The organism is Streptomyces kanasensis (genome assembly GCF_043077165.1).
Lineage (GTDB): Bacteria > Actinomycetota > Actinomycetes > Streptomycetales > Streptomycetaceae > Streptomyces > Streptomyces changanensis.
Genome location: NZ_JBIBSF010000003.1, coordinates 609,336 through 635,349 on the forward strand (window position 1 = coordinate 609,336; position 26,014 = coordinate 635,349).

The following is a 26,014-nucleotide window of genomic DNA, read 5'->3' on the forward strand; positions in this document are numbered from 1 at the left end:
GCGGGGTCCGGACGCCGGTCCGGGAAGGGGGCGCAGGGGGTCTGGTCGGGGGGTCGGGGCGGGGCCGGTGAGGCGCCGTTCGGCGGCCGAGCGGGGGCGGGCTTGCGCTGAGTGGGGGAAGGTGCGTATGGTGGTAGATCGTTTGATCCCATTTGCCCGGCGCCAGACCGAAGAGCGCCGCGTGTGGCGCGTACTCTCTCCCTTGCCGTGGCTGACCGCATCGAGGCGGTCGATTTGCTAAGCAGCGAAACACGGAGTTGACGGGCGCGTGCCGAGACTCCGGAAGGTTTCGCATTTCGCATGTCCATTTCCAGCACTGACACCGTTCTGTCCACGACCGAGAACCCCACCGCCGACACCGCGGTGAACGACGAGCAGCTCGTCGCCGCCGACGCGGAGGGCACGGTCGAGGAGACCACCGAGGAGACCGCCGTGGCGGTCGCCGACGAGACGGTCGCCGACGAGTCCACCATCACCTTCGCCGACCTCGGCCTCCCCGAGGGCGTCGTCCGCAAGCTCGCCCAGAACGGCGTGACCACCCCCTTCCCGATCCAGGCCGCGACCATCCCGGACGCCCTGGCCGGCAAGGACATCCTCGGCCGCGGCCGCACCGGCTCCGGCAAGACCCTCTCCTTCGGTCTGCCGCTGCTCGCCACGCTGGCCGGCGGCCACACCGACAAGAAGAAGCCCCGCGGCGTCATCCTCACCCCGACCCGTGAGCTGGCCATGCAGGTCGCGGACGCCCTCCAGCCGTACGGCGACGTCCTCGGCCTCAAGATGAAGGTCGTCTGCGGCGGTACGTCGATGGGCAACCAGATCTACGCCCTGGAGCGCGGCGTCGACATCCTCGTCGCCACCCCGGGCCGGCTGCGCGACGTCATCAACCGCGGCGCCTGCTCGCTGGAGGCCGTCCAGGTCGCCGTCCTCGACGAGGCCGACCAGATGGCCGACCTGGGCTTCCTGCCCGAGGTCACCGAGCTGCTCGACCAGGTGCCGGCCGGCGGCCAGCGCCTGCTCTTCTCCGCCACGATGGAGAACGAGATCGCGACGCTGGTCAAGCGCTACCTGACCGACCCGGTCGTTCACGAGGTCGACAGCGCCCAGGGCAACGTCACCACCATGACCCACCACGTCCTGGTCGTGAAGCCCAAGGACAAGGCGCCGGTCACCGCCGCGATCGCCGCCCGCAAGGGCCGCACCATCATCTTCGTCCGCACCCAGCTGGGCGCGGACCGCATCGCCGAGCAGCTGCAGGACACCGGCGTCAAGGCCGACGCGCTGCACGGCGGCATGACCCAGGGCGCCCGTACGCGGGTCCTGGAAGACTTCAAGAAGGGCTACGTCAACGCCCTCGTCGCCACCGACGTCGCCGCCCGCGGCATCCACGTCGACGGCATCGACCTGGTCCTGAACGTGGACCCGGCCGGCGACCACAAGGACTACCTGCACCGTTCGGGCCGTACCGCCCGTGCGGGCAAGTCCGGCGTCGTCGTCTCGCTGGCCCTGCCGCACCAGCGCCGCCAGATCTTCCGCCTCATGGAGGACGCGGGCGTCGACGCCACGCGCCACATCGTGGGCGGTGCCGGGGCGTTCGACCCGGAGGTCGCCGAGATCACCGGTGCCCGGTCCCTGACCGAGGTGCAGGCCGACTCCGCGAACAACGCCGCCAAGCAGGCCGAGCGCGAGGCCGCCGACCTCGCCCAGCAGCTGGAGCGCATGCAGCGCCGCGCCGCCGAGCTCCGCGAGGAGGCCGACCGTCTGGTCGCCCGCGCCGCGCGCGAGCGGGGCGAGGACCCGGAGGCCGCCGTCGCCGAGGTGACCGAGGCCGCCGAGGCCGAGGTGCAGGCCGCCGTCGCCGCCGTACCGGCCCAGCCCGAGCGGGACTCCCGCGACGACCGCTCGTCCTCGTACGAGCGCCGGGACCGCCGCGACGAGCGGGGCAACTTCGAGCGCCGCGACCGCGAGGACCGGGGTGGCTACCGCCGCGACGACCGCCGGGACAACGACCGCGGCGGGTTCCGCCGCGACAACGACCGCCCGTCGGGCGGCTTCCGCCGCGACAACGACCGCCGCGACGACCGGGGCGGCTTCAACCGCGACCGTGACGACCGCGGTGGCCGCTCCTTCGAGCGCCGGGACAACGACCGCGGTGGCTTCCGCCGTGACAACGACCGTCCGGCCTCGGGTGGTTTCCGCCGTGACAACGACCGTCCGGCGTCCGGCGGTTTCCGTCGGGACAACGACCGTCCGGCCTCGGGTGGTTTCCGTCGGGACAACGACCGTCCGGCGTCCGGTGGCTTCCGCCGGGACAACGACCGCCCGTCCGGTGGCTTCCGCCGCGACGACCGTCGCGACGACCGCCCCACCGGCGGTCACCGCGGCAGCGACCGTCCGTTCAACCGCGACCGTCGTGACGACCGCCCCGCGGGCGGCGGCTTCCGCTCCGGCGGCCACGAGCGCCCGTACGGTCGCCGTGACGACCACCGCGGCGGATCGAACACCGGCTCCAACTCCGGCTCCTCCTTCGGGCGCCGCGACGACAAGCCCCGCTGGAAGCGCAACGGCTGACGCCCCGTAGGGCGCCCGACGGGCCCGTACGCGACACCTCGTGTGCCGCGTACGGGCCCGTCCCGGTTCCGGGAGCCGCCGTACGAGGGTGTTGTGCCGATACCCGATCGGCTCACCGGCCCCGGCGGGCTATGCTCGGGGATGACCCGTCGAGGGCCCTTAGCTCAATTGGCAGAGCAGCGGACTTTTAATCCGTTGGTTGTGGGTTCGAGTCCCACAGGGCCTACCAGTCGCGAGCCTCCGCGGCTCGTCACGGGGTCTGGTGCCCCGGCCGGTTCCTTCCGGCCGGGGCATTCGTGCGTCCGGGGGCGCCGCGCTCCCTTTCCGGGCCGTTCGGGACCCGCTCCGGGCCGGTGGTGACCCGCTGCCGGGGGGCGTCGTCGCCGGCGAACCGGGAATTTCTTCAGCTTTCTGGCGCTGAAGGCGCGAAATGGTCAACGGCACTCCCCGGGATGGCGTAAGGTTGTGTTCATCGACGCGGGGTGGAGCAGCTCGGTAGCTCGCTGGGCTCATAACCCAGAGGTCGCAGGTTCAAATCCTGTCCCCGCTACTGAAACCGAAGGCCCGGTGCTTACAGCACCGGGCCTTCGGCGTTTTCCCGGTGGGGTGGTGGGCTGCCGGGTGGACGGAGAGCGGTCGGTCTGACGGTCGGATGGTGGGTCGGGCGGTCGGATGGCGGGCGGTCGGCGGGGGCGTGGTGTGGCCGCCTCGCCCGGTCGGCCGACCGCGGGTCGCCGGGGCGGGTCGCTGCGGCCAGCCTGGGGTGGTGGGGCAGCGAGCGGAGCACGGCGAGGGCGGCGACGAGCGGGCCGGCGACGACGCGCGCGACGGCGCCGCCGGCCGGGGTGGCCGCGGTGACCCGCTGCCCCACGGCGGCGGTGCCGGCCGAGCCGACCCGGTGCCCCGCGGCGACGGCCGTCCCGAGCGGGGTGGGGTCGCGTCCGGTCGGGTCGCGTCCGGTCGGGCCGAGTCCGGAGGGGTGCTCCGGCGGATCGTGCGGGGGCTTCCCGGGCTGCTGCTCGTCGGGGGTGTGGCGTACGACATCGCGACCCCGCCGCCCTTCACGGGCGTCCCCTTCTTCGTCGCCGCGCCGCTCATCGCCGCGCCCCTCTACACTCGGCGCGCAACCCTCGTCGTCGCGCTGTGCGCCGTCCTGGCGGTGATCGCGCCGCATGTGGTCGAGAAGCCCCTCGCCCGGGTCCCCACGCTGACCGAGCTGCTGACCGTGGTCACCGTCGGCGGGCTCGCCCTGCTCATCAACCGGCTCGTCCGGCGCAGCGGCGAGCGGCTCGCCTCGGCGCGGGTGATCGCGGAGACGGCGCAGCGGGCGGTGCTGCCGGTGCCCGCCGAACGCATCGGCGGGCTGCGGGTGGCCGCGCGCTACGAGGCCGCGCAGGCCGACGCGTCCATCGGCGGGGACCTGTTCGCCGTGCAGGACACCCCGTACGGGGTCCGGCTCGTCGTGGGGGACGTGCGGGGCAAGGGCCTGGGCGCGGTGGAGGCCGTGGCGATCGTCATCGGGGCGTTCCGTGAGGCCGCCGAGCAGGAGAGCTCGCTGGAGGCGGTGGCGCAGCGGCTGGAGCGGGCGCTCGCCCGGGAGGGGACCCGGCGGGACGGCCTGGACGCGGTGGAGGGGTTCACGACGGCGGTGCTCGCCGAGGTCCCGCGCGGCGACGGGACGGTACGGGTGGTGAACCGGGGCCACCCCGAACCGCTGCTGCTGGGGGCGGACGGCCGGGTGGCCGTACTGGAGCCGCCGGAGCCGGCGCTGCCGCTGGGCATGGGGGAGCTGGGCGCCTGGCCGGACCGGGCGTACACGGCGCCCTTCCCGCCGGGGGCGACGCTGCTCCTCTACACGGACGGCCTCACCGAGGCACGGGACGCGGCGGGCGTCTTCTACGACCCGGCCGCGTGGCTGGCGGGGCGGACCTGCCAGGTGCCGGGGGAGCTGCTGGACGGGCTGGTCGACGACGTGCGGCGGTACACGGGCGGCGGGGCGGACGACGACATGGCGCTGCTCGCGGTCACCCGCCCCGGCGGGCACGCTCCGTGAGGACGGGAAAGCTCTCGGCAATAGCATGTGACACACCGTCAGAAAATTGTGGTCGGTCGGCGGCCCTCTGACCCCGTGACGCGGCGTCAATTCGCCGGGGAATGTCTGTTTATAGGGGACTTGGTCCATGTCGCCGGCCTTCACGAATACCCGGCAACAGCTTGGAATACGACCCGTGCGTCTATTAACGTTCGATAACGCAGCGCGGTCGTACCAGCCGTCGCAGAGGCGGCACCGTGCGCATGCGCCGAATCCCGCGAGGGAACCGGGGACCCACCACACCTGGGGTGAATCGGGCTGCATTCCGGCCCGTAGGAGACCTTCCTGCTCCGAACCCGTCAGCTAACCCGGTAGGCGAGAAGGAAGGAAAGGAGAGCGCCCCCGTGGCGTCCAACAGGCCTGCCCCCGAAGCCCCCTTCGGCGCGTACGACACCACCGGCCAGCCGGTCGGCCAGGGCTTCGCCGGCACCGCCGCCCCCGCGGCCGACGTCGCGTGGAACCCCACCGAGGACTCCGTCCGCCCGGTCCGCGGCCGCCACCGCGTCGTCAAGCAGCGCGGCGGCCTCGCCCGCAGCTCCACCGTTCTCGGCGTCGGCGTCATCGCCGCCGTCGGCGCGGGCGGCATGGCCACCGCTCAGGACAAGCCCCGGGTCGCCATATCCCTCCCGGACGTCGACCTTCCGGACGCCTCCTCGCTGCCCGGCGTCGGCGCCCTGATCGCCGACGACACCACGGACGCCGGCGCCACCGCCGAGGCCGCCGCCGACACGCAGGACGTCGCCGCCGCCGACCTCGCGCCGCTCGCCACGCTGTCGTCGGCCGCGCCCGGTGGCCAGGAGGCGCAGGGCGCTTCCGACGCGGGCGAGGCCCTGCGCGCCCGGATCCTCCAGCAGGCCGAGCAGCAGCAGGCGGCCGCCGACGCCGAATCCCGGGCCGCCGCGGAGAAGGCGGCGGCCGAGAAGGCCGCCGCCGAGGCCACCGCCCAGCAGGCCACCGCCCAGGCAGAGGCGAAGGCCGAGCAGGAGAAGCGCGAGCGCGCCGAGGCCGCGGCCGCCGCCAAGGCGGAGGCCGAGCGCCTGGCCAAGCTCGCCGCGAGCTACGCCCTGCCGACCTCCTCGTACACGATCACCTCCACGTACGGCCAGGCCGGCTCCATGTGGTCCTCCGGCTACCACACGGGCCTCGACCTCGCCGCCCCCACGGGCACCCCGGCCAACGCCGTCCACAGCGGCACCGTGAAGTCGGCAGGCTGGTCCGGCGCGTACGGCTACCGGGTCGTCCTGGAGCTCGCGGACGGCACGGAGGTCTGGTACTGCCACCTCTCCTCGATGACCGTCAGCGCCGGGCAGAGCGTCGGCACCGGCGAGACCATCGGCCGCGTCGGTGCCACGGGCAACGTCACCGGGCCGCACCTGCACCTGGAGGTCCACACGCCCTCCGGCGGCGGCATCGACCCGCTGGCCTGGCTCCGCGGCAAGGGCCTCACCGTCTGACCCCGTCCCCGCCGACGCGGCGGCCCGCCGGATGCGGCGTCCCGCCCGACGGCACGGCGGTACGGGCGGGCCGACGCGGCGTACCGACCGACGGTACGGCGGTACGGGCGGGCCGACGCGGCGTACCGACCGACGGTACGGCGGTACGGCGTGCGCACCGCCCGCCTGACGTCCTCCGGCGGTCCATCGATCCCGGCAGCCTTGGCGGCACACCCCCCGACGCCAGGGCTGCCGGTCCTCCCCGCCCGTCCGTCCCGGCCCGGCCCCGTCACGCCGGCCCGTCCGGGCCCGAGCCCGTCCGTCCGGCTCGCCCCGCCCCGTCCGGCCCGGCCCCGTCACGCCAGGCCCCGCCGGGCTCGGCCCCGTCATGCCAGGCCGTCCGGGCCCGACCCCGTCCGGGCGGCTCGCCCCGCCCGTGCTCAGTACCGGTACGGGTTGTACCCCGCGTAGTCGCGGTGCGGCGGCGGCGTCCACACGCGGCCGGTCGCGCGGGCCGCGAACGTCAGCGCCGGGCCGGCCGTCGCCTTCCGCTGCCACATGTGGTGCAGCAGCTCCTGCTCCCGCGCGGTGAAGTCCCGGTCCGCCGCGCCCCGCCGCGCCCGGTGGCGCAGGAACGCCAGCGTCGTCGCGAACGCCTCGTACTCGCCCACCGACCGGGCCGCCGCCGGGCCGAACGCGCGTGCCGCGTAGTCCCGCGCGAGGGACCGCGCCCGCATCGAGGACAGCGCGAGCGGCTCGTCCGCGGTGAGCCAGCCGGCCGCCGCGTACGCCGGCAGTTCGGCGGCTATGGTCCGCAGCTCCCGCTGGCGGGTCCAGACCGCGAGCCACGTCAGCAGCCCCAGCGCCGGCAGCATGAACGCCCCGTACACGGCGACGAACCCCCACGGGCCGAACGTCGTCGAGCCGTTCCACAGCGCGTGCACGCCCATCGCCAGGACCAGCCCCAGCACCGGCAGCACCACCCGCACCACCCTGCGGCGGCGGGCCGTCATCGCGGCGATCCCGAACCCGATGCCGGTCAGCACCGTGAACAGCGGATGCGCGAACGGCGACATCACCACCCGTACGAAGAACGTCGCCGCCGTCACCGACCCGATGCCGGAGGTGCCGAACTCCTGGTCCTCGCCGAAGGCGCTGCCCAGGTAGAGGATGTTCTCCGTGAAGGCGAAGCCGGTCGCCGTGAACCCGGCGATCACCACCCCGTCGACCAGGCCCGTGAAGTCGCGTCTGCGGAAGAGGAAGACCAGCAGGATCGCGGCGGCCTTGGCGCTCTCCTCCACGACGGGCGCGACGACGGTCGCGCCCAGCGTGTCGGCCGACGTCGGGTCGGCGGTCGCGGTGGCTATCCACCGGGTCGCGAAGGTGTTGGCGACGATCGCGACGAGGGCCGCGGCGAACGCCCCCCAGGCGAACGAGAACAGCAGGTTCTTCCACGGTCCCGGCTCCACCCGGTCCAGCCACCGGAACGCCGCCATCAGCAGCGGAACGGGCAGCAGCGCCAGCCCGAGGCCCACCAGGAAGCCCGTCGTGCCCGTCTGCTCGCGCACCAGGGCCAGGATCACCAGGGCGCACAGGGCGAGCACGAGGATCACGGCGGAGGCGCGCACCGCCCTGCTGCGCCAGAACGCGCGCCGGGGCTTGTACCGCCAGCGCGCCCGGTCCGGTACGGCGTCGAAGGACGGCCGCGGGTGGTACGTCGGGATGGCCGGCTGGGCGGGGCCGGCCGGCCGGGTGTGCGGCGGTGCGGGGCGGTGCGCGGGCGACTGTGACACCCGGCCGACCCTAGACGGCCCCGCCGACACTCCGCGACCGTCTGTGGACAGCCGGACCGGGCCCGGCGGGCCGGACGGCCGGTGCACGCCCTGCCGCTGCGGCCCTCCGCGGGCGCCCTGCAGCCGACGGACCGGGCGCCGGGCGGCCGACGGGCCGGGGGTTCTGTGGCCGACGGCCCTGCCGCCGCGAGCGCCCTGCGGCCGCACCGCCGGGGATGCCCCACACACCGCGGTCGCCGGGGTGCCCCACACACCGTGGTCGCCGGGGTGCCCCACACACCGCGGTCGCCCTGCGGCCGTCCCACCGGGGGTGCCACGCCGTGGGTGTCCGGTCGTGGGAGCCGCGCTGCGGACGACCCGCCGCGGATGTCCCGTCGCGGGGCCTCGCTGCGACCGTCCCACCGGAGCGGTGGGCCGCGGCGGGCCGGGCTCGCCGAGAGCGCCCTGCGGCCGCCCCGCCGGGGGCGCCACGCCGCGGCCGTCCCGCCCCGTGGCGCCACGCCGCGGCCGTCCCGCCCCGTGGCGCCACGCCGGAGGCGTCCGGTCGCCGGTGCCACGCGGCGGGCATCCGCCGGAACGGTCAGGTGGGGCGGTCAGGCTGGGCGGTCGGATGGGGCGGCCGTGGCCGTCAGGCCGGGAGGTCTGCCGGGACGCGGGCGAAGAGCAGGTCGTGCACGACGTGGCCCTTGTCCAGACCCTGCCCCTCGAACCGGGTCAGCGGCCGGAAGTCGGGCCGGGGCGCGTACCCGCCGTCGGGGGCGGTGTTCTCGAAGTCGGGGTGCGCGGTGAGCACCTCCAGCATCTGCTCCGCGTACGGCTCCCAGTCCGTCGCGCAGTGCAGGACGGCCCCGGGCGCCATGCGGGGCGCGAGGAGGCTCAGGAACTCCGGCTGGATCAGTCGCCGCTTGTGGTGGCGCTTCTTCGGCCACGGGTCCGGGAAGTACACGCGGACGCCGGCGAGCGCGGCGGGCGGCAGCATCTCGCGCAGCAGGATGATCGCGTCGCCGTTGGCGACGCGGACGTTCGTCAGCCCCTGGCGCTCGGCGAGGCCGAGGAGGTTGCCCTGGCCGGGTGTGTGGACGTCCACGGCGAGGATGCCGGTCGACGGGTCGGCGGCGGCCATCCGGGCGGTCGCCTCGCCCATGCCGAAGCCGATCTCCAGCACCACGGGCAGTCCGTCGAACAGCTCGTCCAGGTCCAGGACGCGCTGCCCGTCGATGTCCAGGCCCCAGGCGGGCCACAGGCGGCGCAGTGCGTCGGCCTGACCGGTGGTGACGCGGCTGCGGCGGGGCTGGAAGCTGCGGATGCGCCGCTCGAAGTGCGACCCGGCCGGGTCGGGGGCGGGCCCGCTGCCGTCGGCGAACATACGGCTGCCGCGGCGCGCCGGGGCGGGCACCTGCGGGGTCGCGGGGGCGGGGGGCGTGGGGGGCGTGCTCGACGCGGTCTTCTCGGACACAGTGCCTTCGATTCTACGAACCCGCGCCGACACCCCCCTACCCCTCGACCTACCCCTCGACGAGCGCCAGCGCCCGCCGGGCGACCTCCCGCCCGATCGGCAGGGACGCCGTCGCCGCGGGAGAGGGGGCGTTCAGCACGTGGACCGTGCGCGGGCCGCGCCGGATGAGGAAGTCGTCGACGAGCGTGCCGTCCCGCAGCACCGCCTGGGCCCGCACCCCCGCCGGCGCGGGCCGCAGGTCCGCGGCGTCCACGGCGGGCAGCAGCCGCCGCACGGCGTCCGTGAACGCCCGCTTCGACAGGGACCTGCGCAGCTCCCCCGCCCCGTACCGCCAGTGGCGCCGGGCGATCCGCCACGAGCCGGGCCAGGCCAGCGTCCCGGCCAGGTCCCGCGGGTCCACCTGCCGCCGGCGGTAGCCCTCGCGGGCGGCCGCGGGCACGGCGTTCGGGCCGACGTGCACGCCGCCGTCGACCCCGCGCGTCAGGTGCACGCCGAGGAACGGGAACGCCGGGTCCGGCACGGGATAGACCAGGCCGCGCACCAGACCGGGCCGGGTCAGCTCGTAGTACTCGCCGCGGAACGGCACGATCCGCACGCCCGGCTCGTCCCCCGCGAGCCGCGCCACCGCGTCGCAGTGCAGTCCCGCGCAGTTCACCAGCGCCCGGGCCCGCACCACGCTCCCGTCCGCCGTCCGCACGGCCACGCCCCAGGGGCGGCGGTCGACGGCCGTGACCCGCGCCCCGTACCGCAGCTCGGCGCCGGACGCCTCGGCGAGCTGCGCCGCCACCGCCCCGTAGTCGCAGACGCCCGTGGTGCCGACGTGGATCGCGGCGATGCCCCGCACCTGCGGCTCGAACTCGCTGATCTGCGCCGGGCCCAGCTCGCGCACGGGGATGCCGTTCTCCCGGCCGCGCTGGACGAGCGCGTGCAGCCGGGGCAGCTCCGAGCGGTCGGTGGCGACGATCAGCTTGCCGGTCACCTCGTGCGGCAGCCCGTACTCGGCGCAGAACTTCACCATCTCGGCCGCGCCGCGCGCCGCGTACCGCGCCTTCAGCGAACCGGGGCGGTAGTAGATCCCGCTGTGGATGACGCCGCTGTTGCGGCCCGTCTGGTGACGGGCGGGGCCCGCCTCCTTCTCCAGGACGACCACCCGGGTGCCGGGAGCGGCCCGCGAGAGCGCGTACGCCGTCGACGCCCCGATGACCCCGCCGCCGATCACCAGGATGTCGCAGTCGAACATGCCGCCGCCGAACCCGGACACCTGTGCCACCTCCCACCCCGATAGTGCACTGGCCCGCTGACAACGCCGTTAAACCAGGTCCGCGCGGCGGTGGGAGATGGATCACGCCAGGTGGTGCGCCCTGTCCCCGCCGCCCTACGCCGGGGTCGTCAACAGCGGCCGGGCGCGCTCGCGCAGCTCCGCGACGCGCGGCTCGTCCCCGTACGGCTCCAGCCGGTGCAGCAGGTCGCGCACGTACTCGGTGGTCCGCGCCGACGAGATCCGCCCGGCGACCTCCACCGCGCGCGTGCCCGCCGCGCAGGCCGCGTCGAGGTTCCCCGACTCCAGTTCGGCGACGGCGCTGACCACCAGCCGCAGGCCGTGCGAGCGCACGTACTCCTCCGTCGGCCGCGACAGCGCCTGCTCGGTGAAGCGCCGCACCTGGCGGGGGGCCTTCAGGTCGCGGTAGCACTCGGCGGCGTCGGCGGCGAACCGGTCGTACGAGTAGAAGCCGAGCCAGGACGGGTCGGCGTCGCCCTCCCGGGACCGCTCCAGCCACCCCTCGGCGGCCTTCAGCGCCGCCCCGGCCGCCGCCGCGTCCCCGGCCTTGGCGTGGGCGCGCGCCTCCACCAGCCGGAAGAACGACATCGTGCGGGCCGTGGCCAGCCCGCGGTTGCGCTCCAGGGCCGCCTGCGCCAGGTCGACGCCCTCGTCGGCGAAGCCCCGGTAGGTGGCCTGCAGCGACATCGACGCCAGGACGTACCCGCCGAGCGGCACGTCCGCGGCGGCCCGCGCCAGGCGCAGCGCCTGGATGTAGTACCGCTGGGCGGCCTCCTGCTGGCCGGTGTCGAAGGCCATCCACCCGGCCAGCCGCGTGAGCTCGGCGGTCGCCCCGAACAGGGCCCGCCCGACCTCGTCGGAGTACGAGCCCAGCAGCAGCGGCGCCGCGTCGACGCGCAGGCACTCCGGCACCATCGACGAGCGCCAGTCCCCGCCGCCGTACTTGGAGTCCCAGCGGCGGGCGTCCTCGGCGGCCTCCCGCAGCTTCGCCACGTCGCTGTGGCCCACGCGCGCGTGGCCACCGTCCGGCGGCAGCTCCTCGACCACCGTGACGGACGCGACGGGGCGGGCGGCGGGGACGGAGGGCGCCGGGGCGGTGGTCTCCGGGGCGGTCGCGCCCGGGGCCTGCGGGGCCGCCGGCCCCGCGCCGGACGCGGGCGGGGCGGGCGGGTTGTCGCCGCGGGTGCCGGGCGCTGCGGCGGCACCGGGCGTACCGGGCGCTGCCGCGGCGCCGGGGGCCGTCGCGGTGCCGGGGGCGGTCCTGCCGGGCTTCGGGGCCGGGCCGTCCGCGCGCGGGACGTGCCGCTCCACCGACGGGTCGGCCGGGGCGATCAACCACCGCGACGCCGGCACCGCGTACGCGCTCACCGCGAACGAACCCGCCAGGGACTGCCAGATGCCGCCCCCACCCGCCCGCCGACCCGCCAGGTCCAGCCGGTACAGCTCCGTCGCCGACCGCACCGCCTCGCCCACGTCCCGAGGGAAGGCCAACCCCACCTCCGGCGCCGGATCCGCGTCCGCCAGGCCGATCTCGTGCAGCGGCACCGGCCGGCCCAGCTTCTGGCCGATCGCGGCGGCGATCAGATGCGGCGCGGCACCCTGCGGGATCATGCCCTTCGACACCCACCGGGCCACCGACGTCTTGTCGTACCGCAGGGTCAGACCGCGCTGCGCGCCCAGGTCGTTGACGCGTCGGGCCAGGCCGGCGTTACTGATGCCGGCGAGGGCGAGAACGGTGCCGAGCTTCTCGTTCGGTCCGCGTAGCTCCCTGGACATGCGCCACCCCTCGACCCAGACGGCCGCCGCGCTGCCAGGCATAGGCGCGCGGCATTCGTAAACCCAGCGTAGTTCGCCGCATCCCCACCGTTAAGAGGCGGTGTTCCCTATGGCGGGATTGTTGTGCGTACGGGAGGTTGGCGTGCGCCGCGCACCCGCCGCCGTGCCCCCGCCGTGTGGCCGTGCGCCCGTCCGTGCGCTCTGCCCCCTCCCGCCGGGAGAGCGCTTCCATGGTGCCGCGTGGGTCGGCCCGCTGGGCGGGAACCAGCGGGCCGGGGGACACCGCCGCCTCATTCCCCGCGGGCGGCGGACCGGACCGGGGGGCGAGCAGCGCCCCCCGGACCGGACCACACCGAGGCGGACCGGACCCGGACCGACGCCGCGCACGGGCACCGGCGGGCACGGAGATTGGCTGAATGATGCCCATCGCCAATGCGGCCGAACCCTCCCACGCCCAGCCGGACTTGACGAATCCGTCGTCCCGCGAAGGGAGTTGACCGCCCCGCACCGACACCTCCCCACCGCTCCGCCAATTGCCAGGGGCGCGTTCCCGTTTGCGTACGCGCCGCCCGGACGACCTCCTGTGCGCCTGTTGTCGTGGCAGCATGTCTCCATCGGCACCCCTCGCCGCACCAGCCGCCCCAGCGGCACACGACGAGCGGACCCGAGTGGCTGAAGATGTCCACAGGCTGTGGAGGCGGCGATGCGCTGGCTGGTGGGGTGGAGCAGTATCGCCGCGAGCTTCGGCACGGTCGGCGCCGTCACCGCCTCCGACGACACCGCCACCATGCAACCCGTCGGCGGCCACCTCCTCTGGGGCGACCCCGACCCCCTCTGGGCCGTCGGCGACTGGCGCCCCGACGAAGTGCGCGTCGTCAGCGTCGCCCCCGACACCCGCCTCGCCGTCCTCGGCTGCTGCGCCGCCACCGACGAGGAACTCAAGGTCGGCCTCTTCGCCGCCCGCGGCGGCGCCCTGCGCCACCTCACCGCCTGGCCCGGCAGTTACACCGCCGTCGTCCAGACCGGCCGCCGCATCACCATCGCCGCGGACCTCGCCGGCGCCCGCCCCGTCTTCCACACCCCCTGGGCCAACGGCACCGCCTACGCCACCGCCGCCCTCCCCCTCGCCGACCTCATCGAGGCCCAACTCGACATCGGCCACCTCGCCGCGCTCCTCGCCTGCCCCGAAACCCCCGAAGCGCTCCGCGACTCCACCCCCTACGCCGGCGTCAGACGCGTCCCCCCCGGCCACGCCCTCGTCCTGCGCGAGGGCTCCCGCGAGATCACCGGCTACGAACCCGTCGCCTCCCTCGCCGTCGCCGCACCCCAACTCGACCCCGACCACGCTGTCGAAGCCGTCCGCGACGCCCTCGTCGAAGCCGTCCGAGCCCGCCTCACCGCCCCCCGCCACGCCCCCGCCACCCCACCGCCCGATCCCGGACCCGTCCCCGGCATGGGCCCCGCCGACCGCCGCGCCGCCCGCGGCCACGCCCCCGCCCCCGGCATCGGCGCCGACCTCTCCGGCGGCAGCGCCTCCAGCACCCTCGCCCTCCTCGCCGCGGGCCTCCCCGGCGTCCCCGGCACCATCACCGGCCACGGCGGCACCGGCGCCGGCGAACGCCTCCTCGCCGTCACCTTCAACGACCTCACCGCCGGCGCCCGCGAACCCGGCCACACCGCCGAACTCGAACGCGCCCACGCCCTCGCCGAGAACCCCCGCCTCCACCACGTCGTCGTCGCCGCCGACGACGAAGCCCTCCCCTACGCCGACCTCGACGTCCCCCTCACCGACGAGCCCGGCCCCGCCCTCGTCACCGCGGCCCGCCACCGCCGCCGCCTCGCCGCGGGCAGCGCCGACCACCTCACCGGCCACGGCGCCCGCCAGGTCCTCGACGCCCACCCGGCCCGCCTCGCCGACCTCCTCATGGACCGCAGACGCCGCCACCTGCTCCGCCCCGTCACCGCCCTCGCCCGCGCCAGCGGCCCCACCGCCGGCTCCCTCCTCGTCCCCATCACCGTCTACCGGGCCGCCCGCAGACTCGCCCGCACCCCCTACCGCGCCGGACTCGAAGCCGCCGCGGGCCGCCTCCTCGAAGCCAACCGCGCCCTCGCCACCGGCGACGGCAACCCCGACGGCCCCCTCGACGCCTCCCTCGCCGCCCTCACCTGGACCCGACCCGGCCCGGCCGCCCGCTGGCTCACCGGCGAGGCCCTCGCCGAAGTATCGGTTCGCCTCCACCAGGCAGCGACCCGCCCCACCTCCGTCCAACGCCCCGGCGAGGCCCGCGCCCGCGCCGCCCTCGCCCGCCACGCCGCCGACCACCGCGTCCTCGAACAGGCCGCCGAGGTCCGCAGCCAGCGCCTCCACGCCCCGTTCTTCGACAACCAGGTCGTCCGCGCCTGCCGCGACCTCCCCGAGTCCCTGCGCGTACGCCCCGGCGCCCGCGCCGACGTCCTGCGCGCCGTCCTCGCCGGCACCGGCATCCACGACCTGCCACCCGGCTGGGGCGCCCCCACCCAGGCCCCCTCCCAGGCCGCCGTACGCGCCGGGCTCCGCGTGGCCCTCCCGCAGCTCCTCGCCCTCTTCGAGGCCCCGCTCCTCGCCGACGCCGGACTCATCGAGGCCAGGGTCGTCCGCACCGCCCTCCGCGCCGCCGCCGACGGCGAGCCCGTCCCCCTCGACGGCATCGCCGACCTGGTCTCCACCGAACTGTGGCTCCACCGCCTCGTCGCCCGCCGCGGGACCTGCTGGTCCGGCACGGCCGCCCCCCGCCGCCGCGCGGTCGCCGCGGGCGTACCGTCCCGCCCGACCCTCCGCTCGTGACCCCTGGCCGGTCGCCGCGGGTGCCACGGTCGTGCGGGTGCCCCGGTCGCCCGGGGGGGCCGGGACGATGGGCGTGAAGACGGGGCGGAGCGGTACGTGACCGGGGCGGCCCGGGCGTGCCGGAGCAGGCGACGACCGACCGGCGCGCGGCGGTGGCCGGCGGTCGGTGATCGGTGCTCGGTGGTCGGTGGTGCGGGGCGGGTCAACGGCGGTGCCCCGTGACGGTGGACGCCGGTGGCCGCGTACGACACGCACGCTGCGGTACGGCTCCGGGCGCGACGCCCCGCACAGGGCCGCCGGTGGCCGGCGCCGAGGGTCAGCCCGGGGTGATCAGGTCCCCGAGCGCTTCCAGGACCAGCAGCCACATCGGCCCCGCCCCGGTGCCGAACGCCGCCGCGAGGGCGTATCCGAGCCCCACCTCGACGGCCCGCACGCCGACGCCGTCCCGCCACTCGACGAGGACGGCCCCGTCACCGTCGGAGGTGAACCCGCCGATCGGCTCCCCGTCCCGCAGCAGCCGACTGCCCGCCAACGAGTCGGGCACGAGCCGGTAGACGACCTCCCCGTGCGCCACGTCCACCCGGAACGAGTGCCTCGTCAACCGGCCCTTGCCGGGCCGGATCGGCACCGCCGAACCGTCGACGACGAGCGTGAGCGACGCCCCGTCGCGCGTGCCGACGGGCACGTGCTCGTCGATGGCGGAGACGGCCGCGTCCCGGCGGAGCTCGACGGGCGGGACGGCGTCGCCGTGGACGACGACCGCCCCCGCACCGAGGTCCAGCGAGACGGTGACGGGTCCGAAGAGGTCGTCCTCGACGACCTTGACGCGGACGGCTGGGGCGGCCGGGGCGGCCGGGGTGTCGTGTTCCATGGGGTCCCCCTGGTGCTCACGGTGGTCTGACGGCTGGTCGGGCCGCCGAGCACAGCATGGCGTGTCCGCCGGACGCCCCGTCCCGGGGGTCTCCACGCCCACGCCGCCCCAGCCCTCCCGGAGCCCCCGCCCCCTCCGTCCCGTCCCCGTGCGAAGGCCCCGACCCTCGTGCCGACCCAGCCGTCTCAGAAGCCCCACGCGGCCCGTTCTCCACGCCCCCACGCCCCCTCGGCCCTAGCCCCCTCAGCCCCTCGGCTTCCGTCGGACGCCGTCAGTCGCCGTCCGCACAGGTGATGCGGGCGTCCGCCCAGTCGGCGAGCCCGACCGCCCCGAACGGCCCGCTGGGCTCGGTGACGAGCCGGATCGATGTGCGGCCCGCGATACCGACGCGTACCGGCACCGCCGGGTCGCCGCCGTCGACGACGGGGGAGCGCCAGAGCCGCACCCCGTCCGCGTAGACGGAGAACCGCACGGACCCGAGTCCGCTCGTCACGTCGTCGACGCCGACGAACGCCGTGTACGTGGAGCACCGCCGGTTCAGGTCGACCACCACCGAGGAGCGGGGGTGCACCGAGATGCCCTGCTCGTACGGGGTGCCACCGATGGACATGCCGTGACGCTGCCAGACCCAGCTGGACCCGCCGAGCCGAAGTTCGGGCCGTGTGTGGTCGCCGAGCACGTCGAAGGCGAGCCGCCCCACCCGGTAGGTGGCGGGCGCGGGCGGTGGCACGGGCACGGGGGAAGCGGCCGGGGGCGTCGACGCCTCCGTCGGGGCAGGGGGCGGGACGGGCCGGGGCGCGCTGCGGGCGGGTGCCGGAGACGGCGCCGCCTTGGGCACGGCCGACGGTGCGGGCGCGGGAGGAGGTGTCGGCTCGGGCGGGTCCACGGGCCGGGGAGAGGGCGGTGGCTCGGGCGCCGGTGACGACGCGGGAGGCGCGAGCGTGGGCCTCGGAACGACCGGCTGCGCCACCGGCGGCCGCGCGTCGGGCGCGGGCACGGGCGCGGGGCGGGGGCCGCCGGACAGCGCCCAGACGAGCCCCGCGGTGGCCGCGACGGCCATGGCCGCGGCGGCCCCGGCCTTGGCGGGAACGCCCAGTCCTCCGGCGGCCCCCCCGGCCCCCCCGCCCCCACCCGCCCCGCCTCCCGTTGCGGTCCCCGCCCCGGCCCCGGCCCCCGCCACGCCCCCGCCCGCAGCACCACCCGCCCCCGCCCCGGCCCCCGCACCACCCGATGCAGCACCGGCACCCGCCCCGGCAGCCCCGGCCCCGGCACCACCCGCCACAACGCCGCCGGCACCCGCAGCACCACCAGCACCCCCCGCACCCGCAGCCGCCGCTGCGGCCCCGGCGCCGGCGCCGACCGCGCCTCCGGCGGCGAGGCCCGCCGCCTCCAGCGAGTAGCCGGCGGCGAACCAGCCGATGACGGCGACGGGCAGCAGCGCCGGGATGCCGGCGTTGACCTGTGCCAGCTCTCCGGCGGCCAGCCGGCAGCGCGCGCACTCCTCCAGGTGCCGGCGCAGCCCCCGTTCCGCCCGCATGCGCAGGCCGCCCCGGGCGTACGCGCCGAGCCGGTCGGCGTACCGGGCGCAGTCGCCACCCGTGGTGAGGGCCCGGCTGACGTGCGCCTGGAGGTAGGCCTGCTTCAGCCCCTCGCGGGCGCGACTGGCCAGGACGGCGGTGGCGTTGGGCGTCAGCCCGAACAGCGGTGCCACCTGGCTCGGTGATTCCTCCTCGACGGTCGTGTGCCAGAGCACGGCCTGCCACCGCTCGGGCAGCGACCGGAACGCCCGCACGGCGAGGGACTGCTCGGCCTCCCGCATGGCCCGGACGTCGGCGCCCAGCTCGTCGGTGCCGGCGGCGGTCAGCTCCGAGGCGCGGGCCGCCTGCGTCGCGAACAGGCCGAAGTCCTCGACGAGCTGCTCGCGCTTGGCGGTCTTCGTCCACGCGGCGGCGACGTGCCGGACGGTCGTCAGCAGGTACGCCCGGACGGCCTGCTCCGGGCCGGCGCCGCGCCGCACGGCCTGGAGGGTACGGGCGAAGACCTCCGCGGTGAGGTCGTCCGCCGTGTGCTGGTCACGGCAGCAGGTGCGCGCGTACCTGCGTACCGCCGCGGAGTGCCGGCGGAACAGCTCCTCGTACGCCGAGTCGTCACCGCCGCGCATGAGCTGGACGAGGTCGGCGTCGGACGGGGGCAGCTCCACCGGTGGCGGCAGGAGGGAGTCGCCGGCCGGCCGGGTGTGGTCGCGGTCCCGCTGCGGGGGGATGCCGTGGCCGCCGTCCGGTGCGCGGTGGCGCGACGCGCGGCCGCCCTGGCTGGGGACCTGTGCGGTGCGCCGCTCGCCGGCCGCTCCGAGGGCGTCACCGCTGAACGGCTCTTCGCGACCGTCACCGTGCAACCCGACCGCCCCCGTACCCCTGCTCAGACCGGAAAACCGTCCCAGCGTGCCACAGCGGGTGGAGGGGGCCGTCGCCCCGAGCGGATCATCCACTCATCCGGGGAGACCTTCCGAACACCCACACCTGCGGGCGGGTGTTCGGAGTACGCTCGCTCGTTACGCCTGGCGCGAGCGCAGGCCCTCCAGCAGGATGTCGAGGAGCCTCGCGGAGGCGGCGGTCTGCTGGGCGGCGTCCGGCAGGGACGGTGCCGCCGTGGCGATGACGAGCAGCACGTCCGCGACCGTCACGTCCCGGCGCAGCTCGCCGGCCTCCCGGGCGCGGTTGACCAGCCGGCCCACGACCTCCAGGAGCTCGGAGACGCCGGCGTCGTCGAGCTCGGCCGCCGGTATCGCGCGCGGCGTGACGACCCGGAGGCCGGACTGGGGGGAGGCGCCGCGCTGGTGCGGTACGCGCGCGTCCTCCGGCGTGGCCGGGACGGGCACCTCCTCCACGTCGACGCCCACGCGCAGGACCTGCGGCGGCAGCAGCCTGCCGGCGCCGGAGGCGACGGACGTGCGCAGGAAGCGGGAGAGCGCCGACCAGGGCTCGTCCTCCTGGCCCAGGGCGGTCCTGGCCTGCTCGGTGAGCCGGGCCGTCTCCTCCTGGGCTATGCGGCGGACCAGTACGTCCTTGCTCGGGAAGCGCCGGTAGACCGTCCCGACCCCGACGCGGGCGCGGCGCGCGACGTCCTCCATGGGCGCGCCGTACCCCAGCTCGCCGAACACCTCGCGCGCGGCGCGCAGGACGTGTTCGAGGTTGCGCTGGGCGTCCACGCGGAGCGGTGCCGGCCGCGCGGTGTGCCCGGAGGCCCCGGCGCCGGTCATCCCGACACCGCTGACGGCGCCGGCCCGGCCCGGTACGCCCCCCGGTACCCCGGGTACGCCCGAGACCCCCGACCCGTGGACCCCGCCCGGTCCCGCGGACCCCGCGGGCGCCGCGGCTCCGTTGGTCGCGCCGGTCGCGGTCAGCCCGCCGACGGTGTGCGCGGTCCGCGCCTGCCCATGCGAATCCTGAATGTGCATAGCGTTCCCCCGGTCATTCGATGTCTCCCCCCGGAGACTCCCCGCCTTGACATCCGGGGGACCGACCCCGCCGCGCCCTGGTCTACGCGCGGCGATCCCGACACCCCGATGAGATACGAACATAGTTGAGACGGAGTCAATTCAGAAGGGGTAGTTCCGTCCGGTGCGCCCCCCGATCGGAGCAAGGTGCGGAAGACTCCCGATTGACGTCCCGCCCGCTGCCCTCGGCGCCCGGTCTGACGTGCGCTTTCCGTCTTCCGATGGGGTGAAGCGCCACCCCGCGCCTCCCTGCCCCACCGGTCACACAATCCGTCGAGCCTGTGGACAAACACCGGCGCTCGTTGCGTCATGGGATGGTGACGGCTGCTATCTCGCGGGGATCCGCCGAATCCCCGACTCGTGCGCGCGTTCTCGTCGTCGGCGGCGGCTATGTCGGTATGTACACCGCCCTGCACCTGCAGCGGCAGCTCGGGGACGAGCTGAGAAGCGGGGCGGTCGAGGTGGTGGTGGTCTCACCGGACCCGTACATGACGTACCAGCCGTTCCTCCCGGAGGCGGCGGCGGGGAACATCTCGCCCCGGCACGTCGTGGTGCCGTTGCGCCGGGTCCTGGACCGGTGCCGGATCGTCATCGGCGAGGTGGAGTCCCTCGACCACGCCAAGCGCACCGCGACCGTCCGGACCCTCGCCTCGGAGGAGGAGGCGGCCGGTCCGCTGGAGCTGACCTACGACGAGCTGGTCCTCGCTCCGGGTTCCGTCTCGCGCACGCTCCCCGTGCCCGGTCTGGCCGACCACGGCATCGGGTTCAAGACGGTCGAGGAGGCCATCGGCCTGCGCAACCACGTCATCGAGCAGATGGACATCGCGTCCTCCACCCGCGACCCGGCCATCCGGGACGCCGCGCTGACCTTCGTCTTCGTCGGCGGCGGGTACGCCGGCGTGGAGGCGCTGGGGGAGCTGGAGGACATGGCCCGCTACACGGCGCGGTACTACCACAACGTCAAGGCCGAGGACCTGAAGTGGGTGCTGGTCGAGGCGAGCGACCGCATCCTGCCCGAGGTGGGCGAGGAGATGGGCCGGTACACGGTGCGGGAGCTGCGCGCCCGGAACATCGACGTCCGCCTGGGGACGCGCCTGGAGTCGTGCGTGGACCGGGTGGCGGTGCTCAGCGACGGGAGCCGTTTCCCGACGCGCACGGTCGTGTGGACGGCGGGCGTGAAGCCGGCGCCGGTGCTCGCGGCGACCGGGCTGCCGCTGAACGAGCGGGGCCGCCTGCGGTGCACCGCCCACCTGACGGTGGAGGGCGTGGAGCACGCGTGGGCCGCCGGGGACGCGGCGGCCGTCCCGGACGTCACGGCGAAGGCCGCGGGCGCGGAGTGCGCGCCGAACGCACAGCACGCCGTACGTCAGGCGAGGGTCCTGGCGGAGAACCTCGTGGCGTCGCTGCGGGGCCGGCCGCTCCAGGAGTACGCGCACCGGTACGTGGGGTCCGTGGCGTCGCTCGGGCTGCACAAGGGCGTCGCGCACGTCTACGGGCGGAAGCTGAAGGGCTATCCGGCGTGGTTCATGCACCGCGCGTACCACCTCAGCCGCGTCCCGACGTTCAACCGGAAGGCGCGCGTGCTGGCGGAGTGGACGCTGGCGGGGCTGTTCAAGCGGGAGATCGTGTCGCTGGGTTCGCTGGAGCACCCGCGTGCGGAGTTCGCCCTCGCCGCGGGTCCCCCGCCGCCTCCGGCGGACATGGCCGTCACCTCCGACTCGTCCCCCGACGCCCATGACACGGGTGACGACGGGGACGGGAGAGGTGGCGGTGACCACGGGGGTCCGGGCCGGACGGGGCCGGACGACCCCACGAACGATTGACGCCCTTGTCAGTGTGTTCGGTCACACTGGACGTGTGACCATAGGTGGGCTCACACCTGCACAGAGTGACTCAGCACGGCAACGACACCACGAGGCATAGAGATCCGTGAACTTCACGCGTTGGAGCGCCCGCTTTCCCGGTACGCAGCGCCGCGCCGCCGCGCGCAGGACCGATCAGGGGGGCTCGCCGGGGCAGCGGGGTGAAGGCGCCGTGCCCGCAGCGCGGGGTGAGTACGGCCGGCAGGCGGGGACGCCGCCCGACGACGTCCCGGTGCCCGCCGACGGACCCGACGGGGCGGCGGTGCTCGCCGCGTCGGACGGGCGTGCGACGGCACCCGGCGCGCCCCTCCCGTCATCCGATGCACCCAATGGCACGGAGGGGAGCGGTGGGACCGGTGGTCACGCCGCGCCCAGTGGTGCCCCCGGTGCCCCCGGGGCGCCCGAAGCGGTCGGTACGCCCGCCGGCGCTGTCACCGGCGCCGCTGCCGGCTCGCCCGCGCAGGCGCCACCCGCCGGGTCCGGCGCGTCCGCCGCGCCCGCCCCGCTTCCCGCGCCCCCGTCCCTGGAGGACTTCTCCGTGCGGGAGATCCTCAGCCACCTCCCCGGCCTCGTCGCGCTCACCTACGGCACGGAGCACCGCGTCGCGTACGTCAACGACGCCTACGCCGCGGTGTTCGGGCACCGCGCCCCGGGCAGCACGGTCGCCGACGGCTGCCCGGAGCTCAGCGACCTGGGCCTCGTGCCGCTCATGGACCAGGTCCTGCGCAGCGGCAAGCCACGCACGGTCAAGTCCCGCCGGACGCAGGGCGGCGGCTCCTTCACGGTCTCGTGCCTCCCCGTCGACGTCCCCGCTCACCACGGACGGCCGGCGCGCCCGGGCGGCGGGGTCCTGGTGCACGCGGCGGACGTCACGGACCACGCGGAGGCGGCGGAGCGGCTGCGGGCCAGCGAGCGCCGCCACCGCGAGACGGCGGTGACGCTCCAGCGGTCGCTGCTGCCGCAGGAGCTGGAGCAGCCGGACGACCTGCGGGTCGCCGCGACCTACCAGCCGGGCGGCACGGACGCGGCGGTCGGCGGCGACTGGTACGACGTGATCACGCTCGGCGCCGGCCGCACGGCCCTCGTCATCGGGGACGTCATGGGCCGCGGGGTGCGGGCGGCGGCGGTCATGGGGCAGCTGCGGACGGCGGTGCGGGCTTACGCGCGCCTGGACCTGCCGCCGCACGAGGTGCTGCAGCTGCTGGACGGGCTGGCCGCGGAGATCGACGCGAGCCAGATCGCCACCTGCGTGTACGCGGTCCACGACCCGAACGAGGGCCGCTTGGTCTACGCGTCCGCCGGGCACCTGCCGATCCTGGTGCGGGACGAGGACGGTTCGGTCCGCCGGGCCGACGACCCGACGGGGCCGCCGCTGGGCACGGGCGGGTGGCTGCACACGTCGGGGACGATCGCCCTGCCGCCCGGTTCGACCGCCGTCCTCTACACGGACGGCCTGGTCGAGCGGCGCGGCGAGGACATCGACGAAGGCGTGGCGGGCCTGGAGCGGGCGCTGTCCGGCGCGTCGGGCGCCCCGCAGGTGGTGTGCGACCGGCTGCTGCGCTCCCTCGGGGTGACGGCGGAGCACGACGACGACGTCGCGGTACTGGTCCTCCAGCACCCGTCGCGGTCGGGGGCGGACGCGGAGCTGTTCCACAACGCGGCGCTGGACCTGCTGGGCGGGGTCGAGGCGGCTCCCCGCGCACGGGCCTTCGCGTCCGGGGTGCTGTCGAGCTGGCGGTTCCCGGTGGAGCTGCGCGACCTGGGCGTCCTGGCGACGAGCGAGCTGGTGGCGAACTCCCTCCAGCACGGCACGCCCCCGATGCGGCTGCGGCTGCGGCGCACGGACCGGCGCCTGATCATCGAGGTGACCGACGGGGACGACCACCTGCCGCGCCGGCGCCGCGCGGAGACGGAGGACGAGGCGGGTCGCGGCATCTCGATCATCGCCACGATCGCCTCGTCCTGGGGCAGCCGCCGCACACCGGGCGGCGGGAAGGCCGTGTGGTGCGAGTTCGCCCTGCCCGGCTGACCACCTGGTGGACGCCTCGGCCCCGCCCGGGCCCCGTGGGGGGCGCGGGCGGGGCCGAGGGGCGGCGTCCTGTGGTGGCGGTCAGACGGCCGTGCCGGCGGTGGCCCGCTCCTCCGGCGTATGCCGGGCGACGACCCGGGACCGCATGCCGTACGGGTGGTCCTGCAGGGCGGTGAGGCCCCGCCCCAGGCGCAGCGCCAGCACGCTGATGCCCAGCGAGAACAGCACGAACGTCACGATGTACGGCCCGTGGAGCGCGGCGCCCATGGGGCCGCCGACCGCCGGCCCGACGGCCAGGGCGAGCTGCTTGACCAGCGCGAACGCCGAGTTGTACTGGCCGACCATCGACTCGGGCGCCAGGTCGGCCACCAGCGGCGCGACGGTCGGCGACAGCATCGCCTCGCCAAGCCCGAAGAGCCCGTAGGTGGTGATGAACGCGGCGGTCGCCATGGCCTGGCTGCCGTGGCCGAGACCCGCGTACCCGGCGATGAGCCACGCGACGGCCCAGATCAGACCCACGGCCGCGATGACCCGGCTGCGGCGGCGGCGCTCCACGAACCGCAGCACCAGGAACTGGGCGGCGACGATGACGGCGGTGTTCGCGGCCAGTGCCATGCCGAGGGTCGACGGCTCGATCCCGGCGGCCTCGGTCCCGTACGCGGCGAGGCCCGACTCGAACTGCCCGTAGCAGGCGAAGAAGAGGACGAAGCCGAGGACGCAGAGCTGGACCATCGCCCGGTGCCCCAGCAGGGCGCGCAGCCCGCCCGCGCCCTTGGCGCCGGTGTGACCGGGCCGGGCGTCGGCGATGGCCGGGGTGTGCGGCATGCGGACGGTCGCGGCGATGGCGGCGAGGACGAGGAACATGGCCGCCTCGATGGAGAACAGCAGCAGGAAGCTGCCGGGGCGGCTCTCGTCGACGAGCAGGCCGCCGATGAGGCCGCCGATGCCGAGGCCGAGGTTCTGCAGGAAGAACTGGAGGGCGAAGGCGCGGGTGCGGGCGTCCGGGGCGGAGCTCCAGACGATCATCGTGGCGAGCGCGGGCTGCATAACGGCCGTACCGGCCCCGAGCAGCGCGGCGGCACCGACGACGGTGGTGACGCTGCCGGCGACGCCCATGGCGAGCGCGCCGAGCGCGGCGAGGAGGGCGGCACCGATGAGGACGGGCAGGGGGCCGCGCCGGTCGATGGTCCTGCCCGTGAAGGGCAGCACGGCGAGGGCGGCCATGGCGAAGACCGCCAGCACGGCCCCCGCCGTGGTGGCCCCGAGGTCCCTGACCTGCGCCACGTACACATAGAGATACGGAACGGTGAACCCGAGTCCGAACGCGCTCAGCGCGTTGCCCGCCTGGATCCGGCGCATCGCCGCGCCCCTCGCCTTGGTCACACTCACCCACTTCAACGTCGTAGGACTGAAGCCTGAAGACTTCAACCCTAAAGTTCGATCCTTAACTGTACACAGTGAAGGACTTCGAAGCGAACGACGACCGTGGGATACTCCTCGACATGCCGGAAGCCCACGTGCCGAGCGTCGAACCGACCCTCGACGAGCAGATCGCCGCCTACCAGCGCGAGTACCGCGACCTCGACCCGCAGGTCGAGCAGGTCGTCTCGGCACTCGGCCGCCTGAACCGCCGCATGACGGTGGCGTACGGACGCCAGCTCGCCGAGCTCGGCATCGGGAACACCGAGTGGGAGGTCCTCAAGACCCTCGTCCTCTCGGGCGCCCCGTACCGGATGGGTCCGAGCCAGCTCGCCAAGCGCCTCGGTCTCACCCCCGCGGCCATGACGCACCGCATCGACCGGATGGCCGGCGAAGGTCTCGTCACCCGGGACCGCGACGAGACGAACCGGGTCCGCGTGATCGTGGAGCTGACGGACGAGGGCCGCGCCAAGTGGCTGGAGGCCATGAGGATGGCCACCACGTTCGAGGAGGAACTGCTGCAGGACCTGTCCGGGGACGAGCGCGGCGTCCTCGGTGAGCTGCTGATCCGTCTCCTGCGCCGTGTGGAGCACGCGCAGCCGGACGCCGAGGGCCGCCTGAAGGACCTCGACTGACCGTAGGGCCCCCGCCGCAGCGGGGGGTTGACGCGGACTGATGCGGTCCGTATAGTTCTTCGGGTTGTCGCGGGACCGGAACGGTTCTGCGGCGGCCACTCAGCCGCTGGTGCGGCACCCAAACCCAGCACGATTCTTCCCCCGGGATGGATTTCGGCATGCCGTAATTCATCCGGACGCCCCGATTATGAGGCGGTGCGGAAATCCGCTAGAGTTTGGGGCGTCGGAACGGCCGAAGGGCCGGAAAGACAACCCCCTCTGACTGGGAATCAGGCCCGAAAGGATCTGATAGAGTCGGAACCGCCGGAAAGGGAAACGCGAAAGCGGAGAACGGCCCGGCAGCCCGCTCCAGCGGGTGGCAGGAACGAGAAATCGGATCTGCTAGGCTGGAAACACGAAAGACCGAAGGGAAGCGCCCGGAGGAAAGCCCGAGAGGGTGAGTACAAAGGAAGCGTCCGTTCCTTGAGAACTCAACAGCGTG

At 75.4% G+C, this 26,014-nt stretch carries 15 protein-coding genes, 2 tRNA genes and 1 riboswitch; of the genes, 9 read left to right on the forward strand and 8 right to left on the reverse strand.

Translation table 11 applies throughout. The features are described from left to right. Positions 1–300: 300 nt before the first annotated feature. The 5 genes from ACF053_RS11610 (at position 301) to ACF053_RS11630 (ending at position 6,114) form a co-directional block, all read left to right on the forward strand. Positions 301–2,568: a DEAD/DEAH box helicase gene (locus ACF053_RS11610; protein ID WP_391953668.1), complete on the forward strand. Its 2,268-nt coding sequence runs from the start codon at positions 301–303 to the stop codon at positions 2,566–2,568. 153 nt (positions 2,569–2,721) lie between these two features. Further along, positions 2,722–2,797: transfer RNA gene (locus ACF053_RS11615), tRNA-Lys, on the forward strand. Positions 2,798–3,044: 247 nt separating this feature from the next. Continuing rightward, positions 3,045–3,118: transfer RNA gene (locus tag ACF053_RS11620), tRNA-Met, on the forward strand. A 216-nt stretch (positions 3,119–3,334) separates the two neighbouring features. Then, positions 3,335–4,621 carry a PP2C family protein-serine/threonine phosphatase gene (locus ACF053_RS11625; RefSeq protein ID WP_391953669.1) on the forward strand — a complete coding sequence of 429 codons (1,287 nt, stop codon included), beginning with the start codon at positions 3,335–3,337 and terminating at the stop codon, positions 4,619–4,621. Between the two features lie 235 nt (positions 4,622–4,856). Beyond that, positions 4,857–4,993, forward strand: a riboswitch (cyclic di-AMP (ydaO/yuaA leader). Between the two features lie 11 nt (positions 4,994–5,004). Further along, a complete protein-coding gene (locus ACF053_RS11630; protein WP_391953670.1) occupies positions 5,005–6,114 on the forward strand; it encodes a M23 family metallopeptidase in 1,110 nt (369 codons plus the stop codon). 419 nt (positions 6,115–6,533) lie between these two features. Here the strand turns inward: ACF053_RS11630 and ACF053_RS11635 are convergent, their stop codons facing one another. The 4 genes from ACF053_RS11635 to ACF053_RS11650 form a co-directional block, all read right to left on the reverse strand. Continuing rightward, positions 6,534–7,886: a PrsW family intramembrane metalloprotease gene (locus ACF053_RS11635; RefSeq protein ID WP_391953671.1), complete on the reverse strand. Its 1,353-nt coding sequence runs from the start codon at positions 7,884–7,886 to the stop codon at positions 6,534–6,536. A gap of 628 nt (positions 7,887–8,514) precedes the next feature. Then, positions 8,515–9,342, reverse strand: coding sequence for a tRNA (guanosine(46)-N7)-methyltransferase TrmB (gene trmB / locus ACF053_RS11640; protein ID WP_391953672.1), 828 nt, complete (start codon positions 9,340–9,342; stop codon positions 8,515–8,517). A 49-nt stretch (positions 9,343–9,391) separates the two neighbouring features. Next, positions 9,392–10,582, reverse strand: a complete 1,191-nt coding sequence (gene lhgO, locus ACF053_RS11645) for an L-2-hydroxyglutarate oxidase (protein WP_391953707.1) — start codon at positions 10,580–10,582, stop codon at positions 9,392–9,394. A gap of 135 nt (positions 10,583–10,717) precedes the next feature. After that, positions 10,718–12,397, reverse strand: a complete 1,680-nt coding sequence (locus tag ACF053_RS11650; RefSeq protein ID WP_391953673.1) for a hypothetical protein — start codon at positions 12,395–12,397, stop codon at positions 10,718–10,720. A gap of 703 nt (positions 12,398–13,100) precedes the next feature. On the opposite strand from ACF053_RS11650, the gene ACF053_RS11655 reads away from it, so the two are divergent. Then, the gene (locus ACF053_RS11655) at positions 13,101–15,221 is read left to right on the forward strand and encodes an asparagine synthase-related protein (protein WP_391953674.1); all 2,121 of its coding nucleotides are present in this window, start codon (positions 13,101–13,103) and stop codon (positions 15,219–15,221) included. Positions 15,222–15,537: 316 nt separating this feature from the next. Here ACF053_RS11655 and ACF053_RS11660 read toward each other — a convergent pair whose 3' ends face one another. The 3 genes from ACF053_RS11660 to ACF053_RS11670 form a co-directional block, all read right to left on the reverse strand. Next, positions 15,538–16,092: a hypothetical protein gene (locus ACF053_RS11660; RefSeq protein WP_391953675.1), complete on the reverse strand. Its 555-nt coding sequence runs from the start codon at positions 16,090–16,092 to the stop codon at positions 15,538–15,540. 271 nt (positions 16,093–16,363) lie between these two features. Further along, the gene (locus ACF053_RS11665; RefSeq protein ID WP_391953676.1) at positions 16,364–18,487 is read right to left on the reverse strand and encodes a sigma-70 family RNA polymerase sigma factor; all 2,124 of its coding nucleotides are present in this window, start codon (positions 18,485–18,487) and stop codon (positions 16,364–16,366) included. A 156-nt stretch (positions 18,488–18,643) separates the two neighbouring features. Then, the gene (locus ACF053_RS11670; RefSeq protein ID WP_391953677.1) at positions 18,644–19,351 is read right to left on the reverse strand and encodes a TetR/AcrR family transcriptional regulator; all 708 of its coding nucleotides are present in this window, start codon (positions 19,349–19,351) and stop codon (positions 18,644–18,646) included. Between the two features lie 551 nt (positions 19,352–19,902). Between ACF053_RS11670 and ACF053_RS11675 the strand changes: the two genes are divergently transcribed. Together ACF053_RS11675 and ACF053_RS11680 are read left to right on the forward strand one after the other, a co-directional pair. Further along, positions 19,903–21,411: an NAD(P)/FAD-dependent oxidoreductase gene (locus tag ACF053_RS11675; protein WP_391953678.1), complete on the forward strand. Its 1,509-nt coding sequence runs from the start codon at positions 19,903–19,905 to the stop codon at positions 21,409–21,411. Between the two features lie 106 nt (positions 21,412–21,517). Continuing rightward, a complete protein-coding gene (locus ACF053_RS11680) occupies positions 21,518–23,479 on the forward strand; it encodes an ATP-binding SpoIIE family protein phosphatase (RefSeq protein ID WP_391953679.1) in 1,962 nt (653 codons plus the stop codon). An 81-nt stretch (positions 23,480–23,560) separates the two neighbouring features. On the opposite strand, the gene ACF053_RS11685 is transcribed toward ACF053_RS11680, so the two are convergent. Continuing rightward, positions 23,561–24,838, reverse strand: a complete 1,278-nt coding sequence (locus ACF053_RS11685; RefSeq protein ID WP_391953708.1) for an MFS transporter — start codon at positions 24,836–24,838, stop codon at positions 23,561–23,563. Positions 24,839–24,981: 143 nt separating this feature from the next. Between ACF053_RS11685 and ACF053_RS11690 the strand changes: the two genes are divergently transcribed. Further along, positions 24,982–25,533 carry a MarR family winged helix-turn-helix transcriptional regulator gene (locus ACF053_RS11690; RefSeq protein WP_391953709.1) on the forward strand — a complete coding sequence of 184 codons (552 nt, stop codon included), beginning with the start codon at positions 24,982–24,984 and terminating at the stop codon, positions 25,531–25,533. Positions 25,534–26,014: the final 481 nt, after the last annotated feature.

What these genes read in the sequence shown, in the direction of transcription:
- ACF053_RS11670 (WP_391953677.1), bottom strand. Translation starts at nt 19,351, where the DNA reads ATGACCGGCGCCGGGGCCTCCGGGCACACCGCGCGGCCGGCACCGCTC.
- ACF053_RS11655 (WP_391953674.1), top strand. Translation starts at nt 13,101, where the DNA reads ATGCGCTGGCTGGTGGGGTGGAGCAGTATCGCCGCGAGCTTCGGCACG.
- ACF053_RS11610 (WP_391953668.1), top strand. Translation starts at nt 301, where the DNA reads ATGTCCATTTCCAGCACTGACACCGTTCTGTCCACGACCGAGAACCCC.
- ACF053_RS11660 (WP_391953675.1), bottom strand. Translation starts at nt 16,092, where the DNA reads ATGGAACACGACACCCCGGCCGCCCCGGCCGCCCCAGCCGTCCGCGTC.
- ACF053_RS11675 (WP_391953678.1), top strand. Translation starts at nt 19,903, where the DNA reads ATGGTGACGGCTGCTATCTCGCGGGGATCCGCCGAATCCCCGACTCGT.
- lhgO (WP_391953707.1), bottom strand. Translation starts at nt 10,582, where the DNA reads ATGTTCGACTGCGACATCCTGGTGATCGGCGGCGGGGTCATCGGGGCG.
- ACF053_RS11650 (WP_391953673.1), bottom strand. Translation starts at nt 12,397, where the DNA reads ATGTCCAGGGAGCTACGCGGACCGAACGAGAAGCTCGGCACCGTTCTC.
- ACF053_RS11685 (WP_391953708.1), bottom strand. Translation starts at nt 24,838, where the DNA reads ATGCGCCGGATCCAGGCGGGCAACGCGCTGAGCGCGTTCGGACTCGGG.
- ACF053_RS11690 (WP_391953709.1), top strand. Translation starts at nt 24,982, where the DNA reads ATGCCGGAAGCCCACGTGCCGAGCGTCGAACCGACCCTCGACGAGCAG.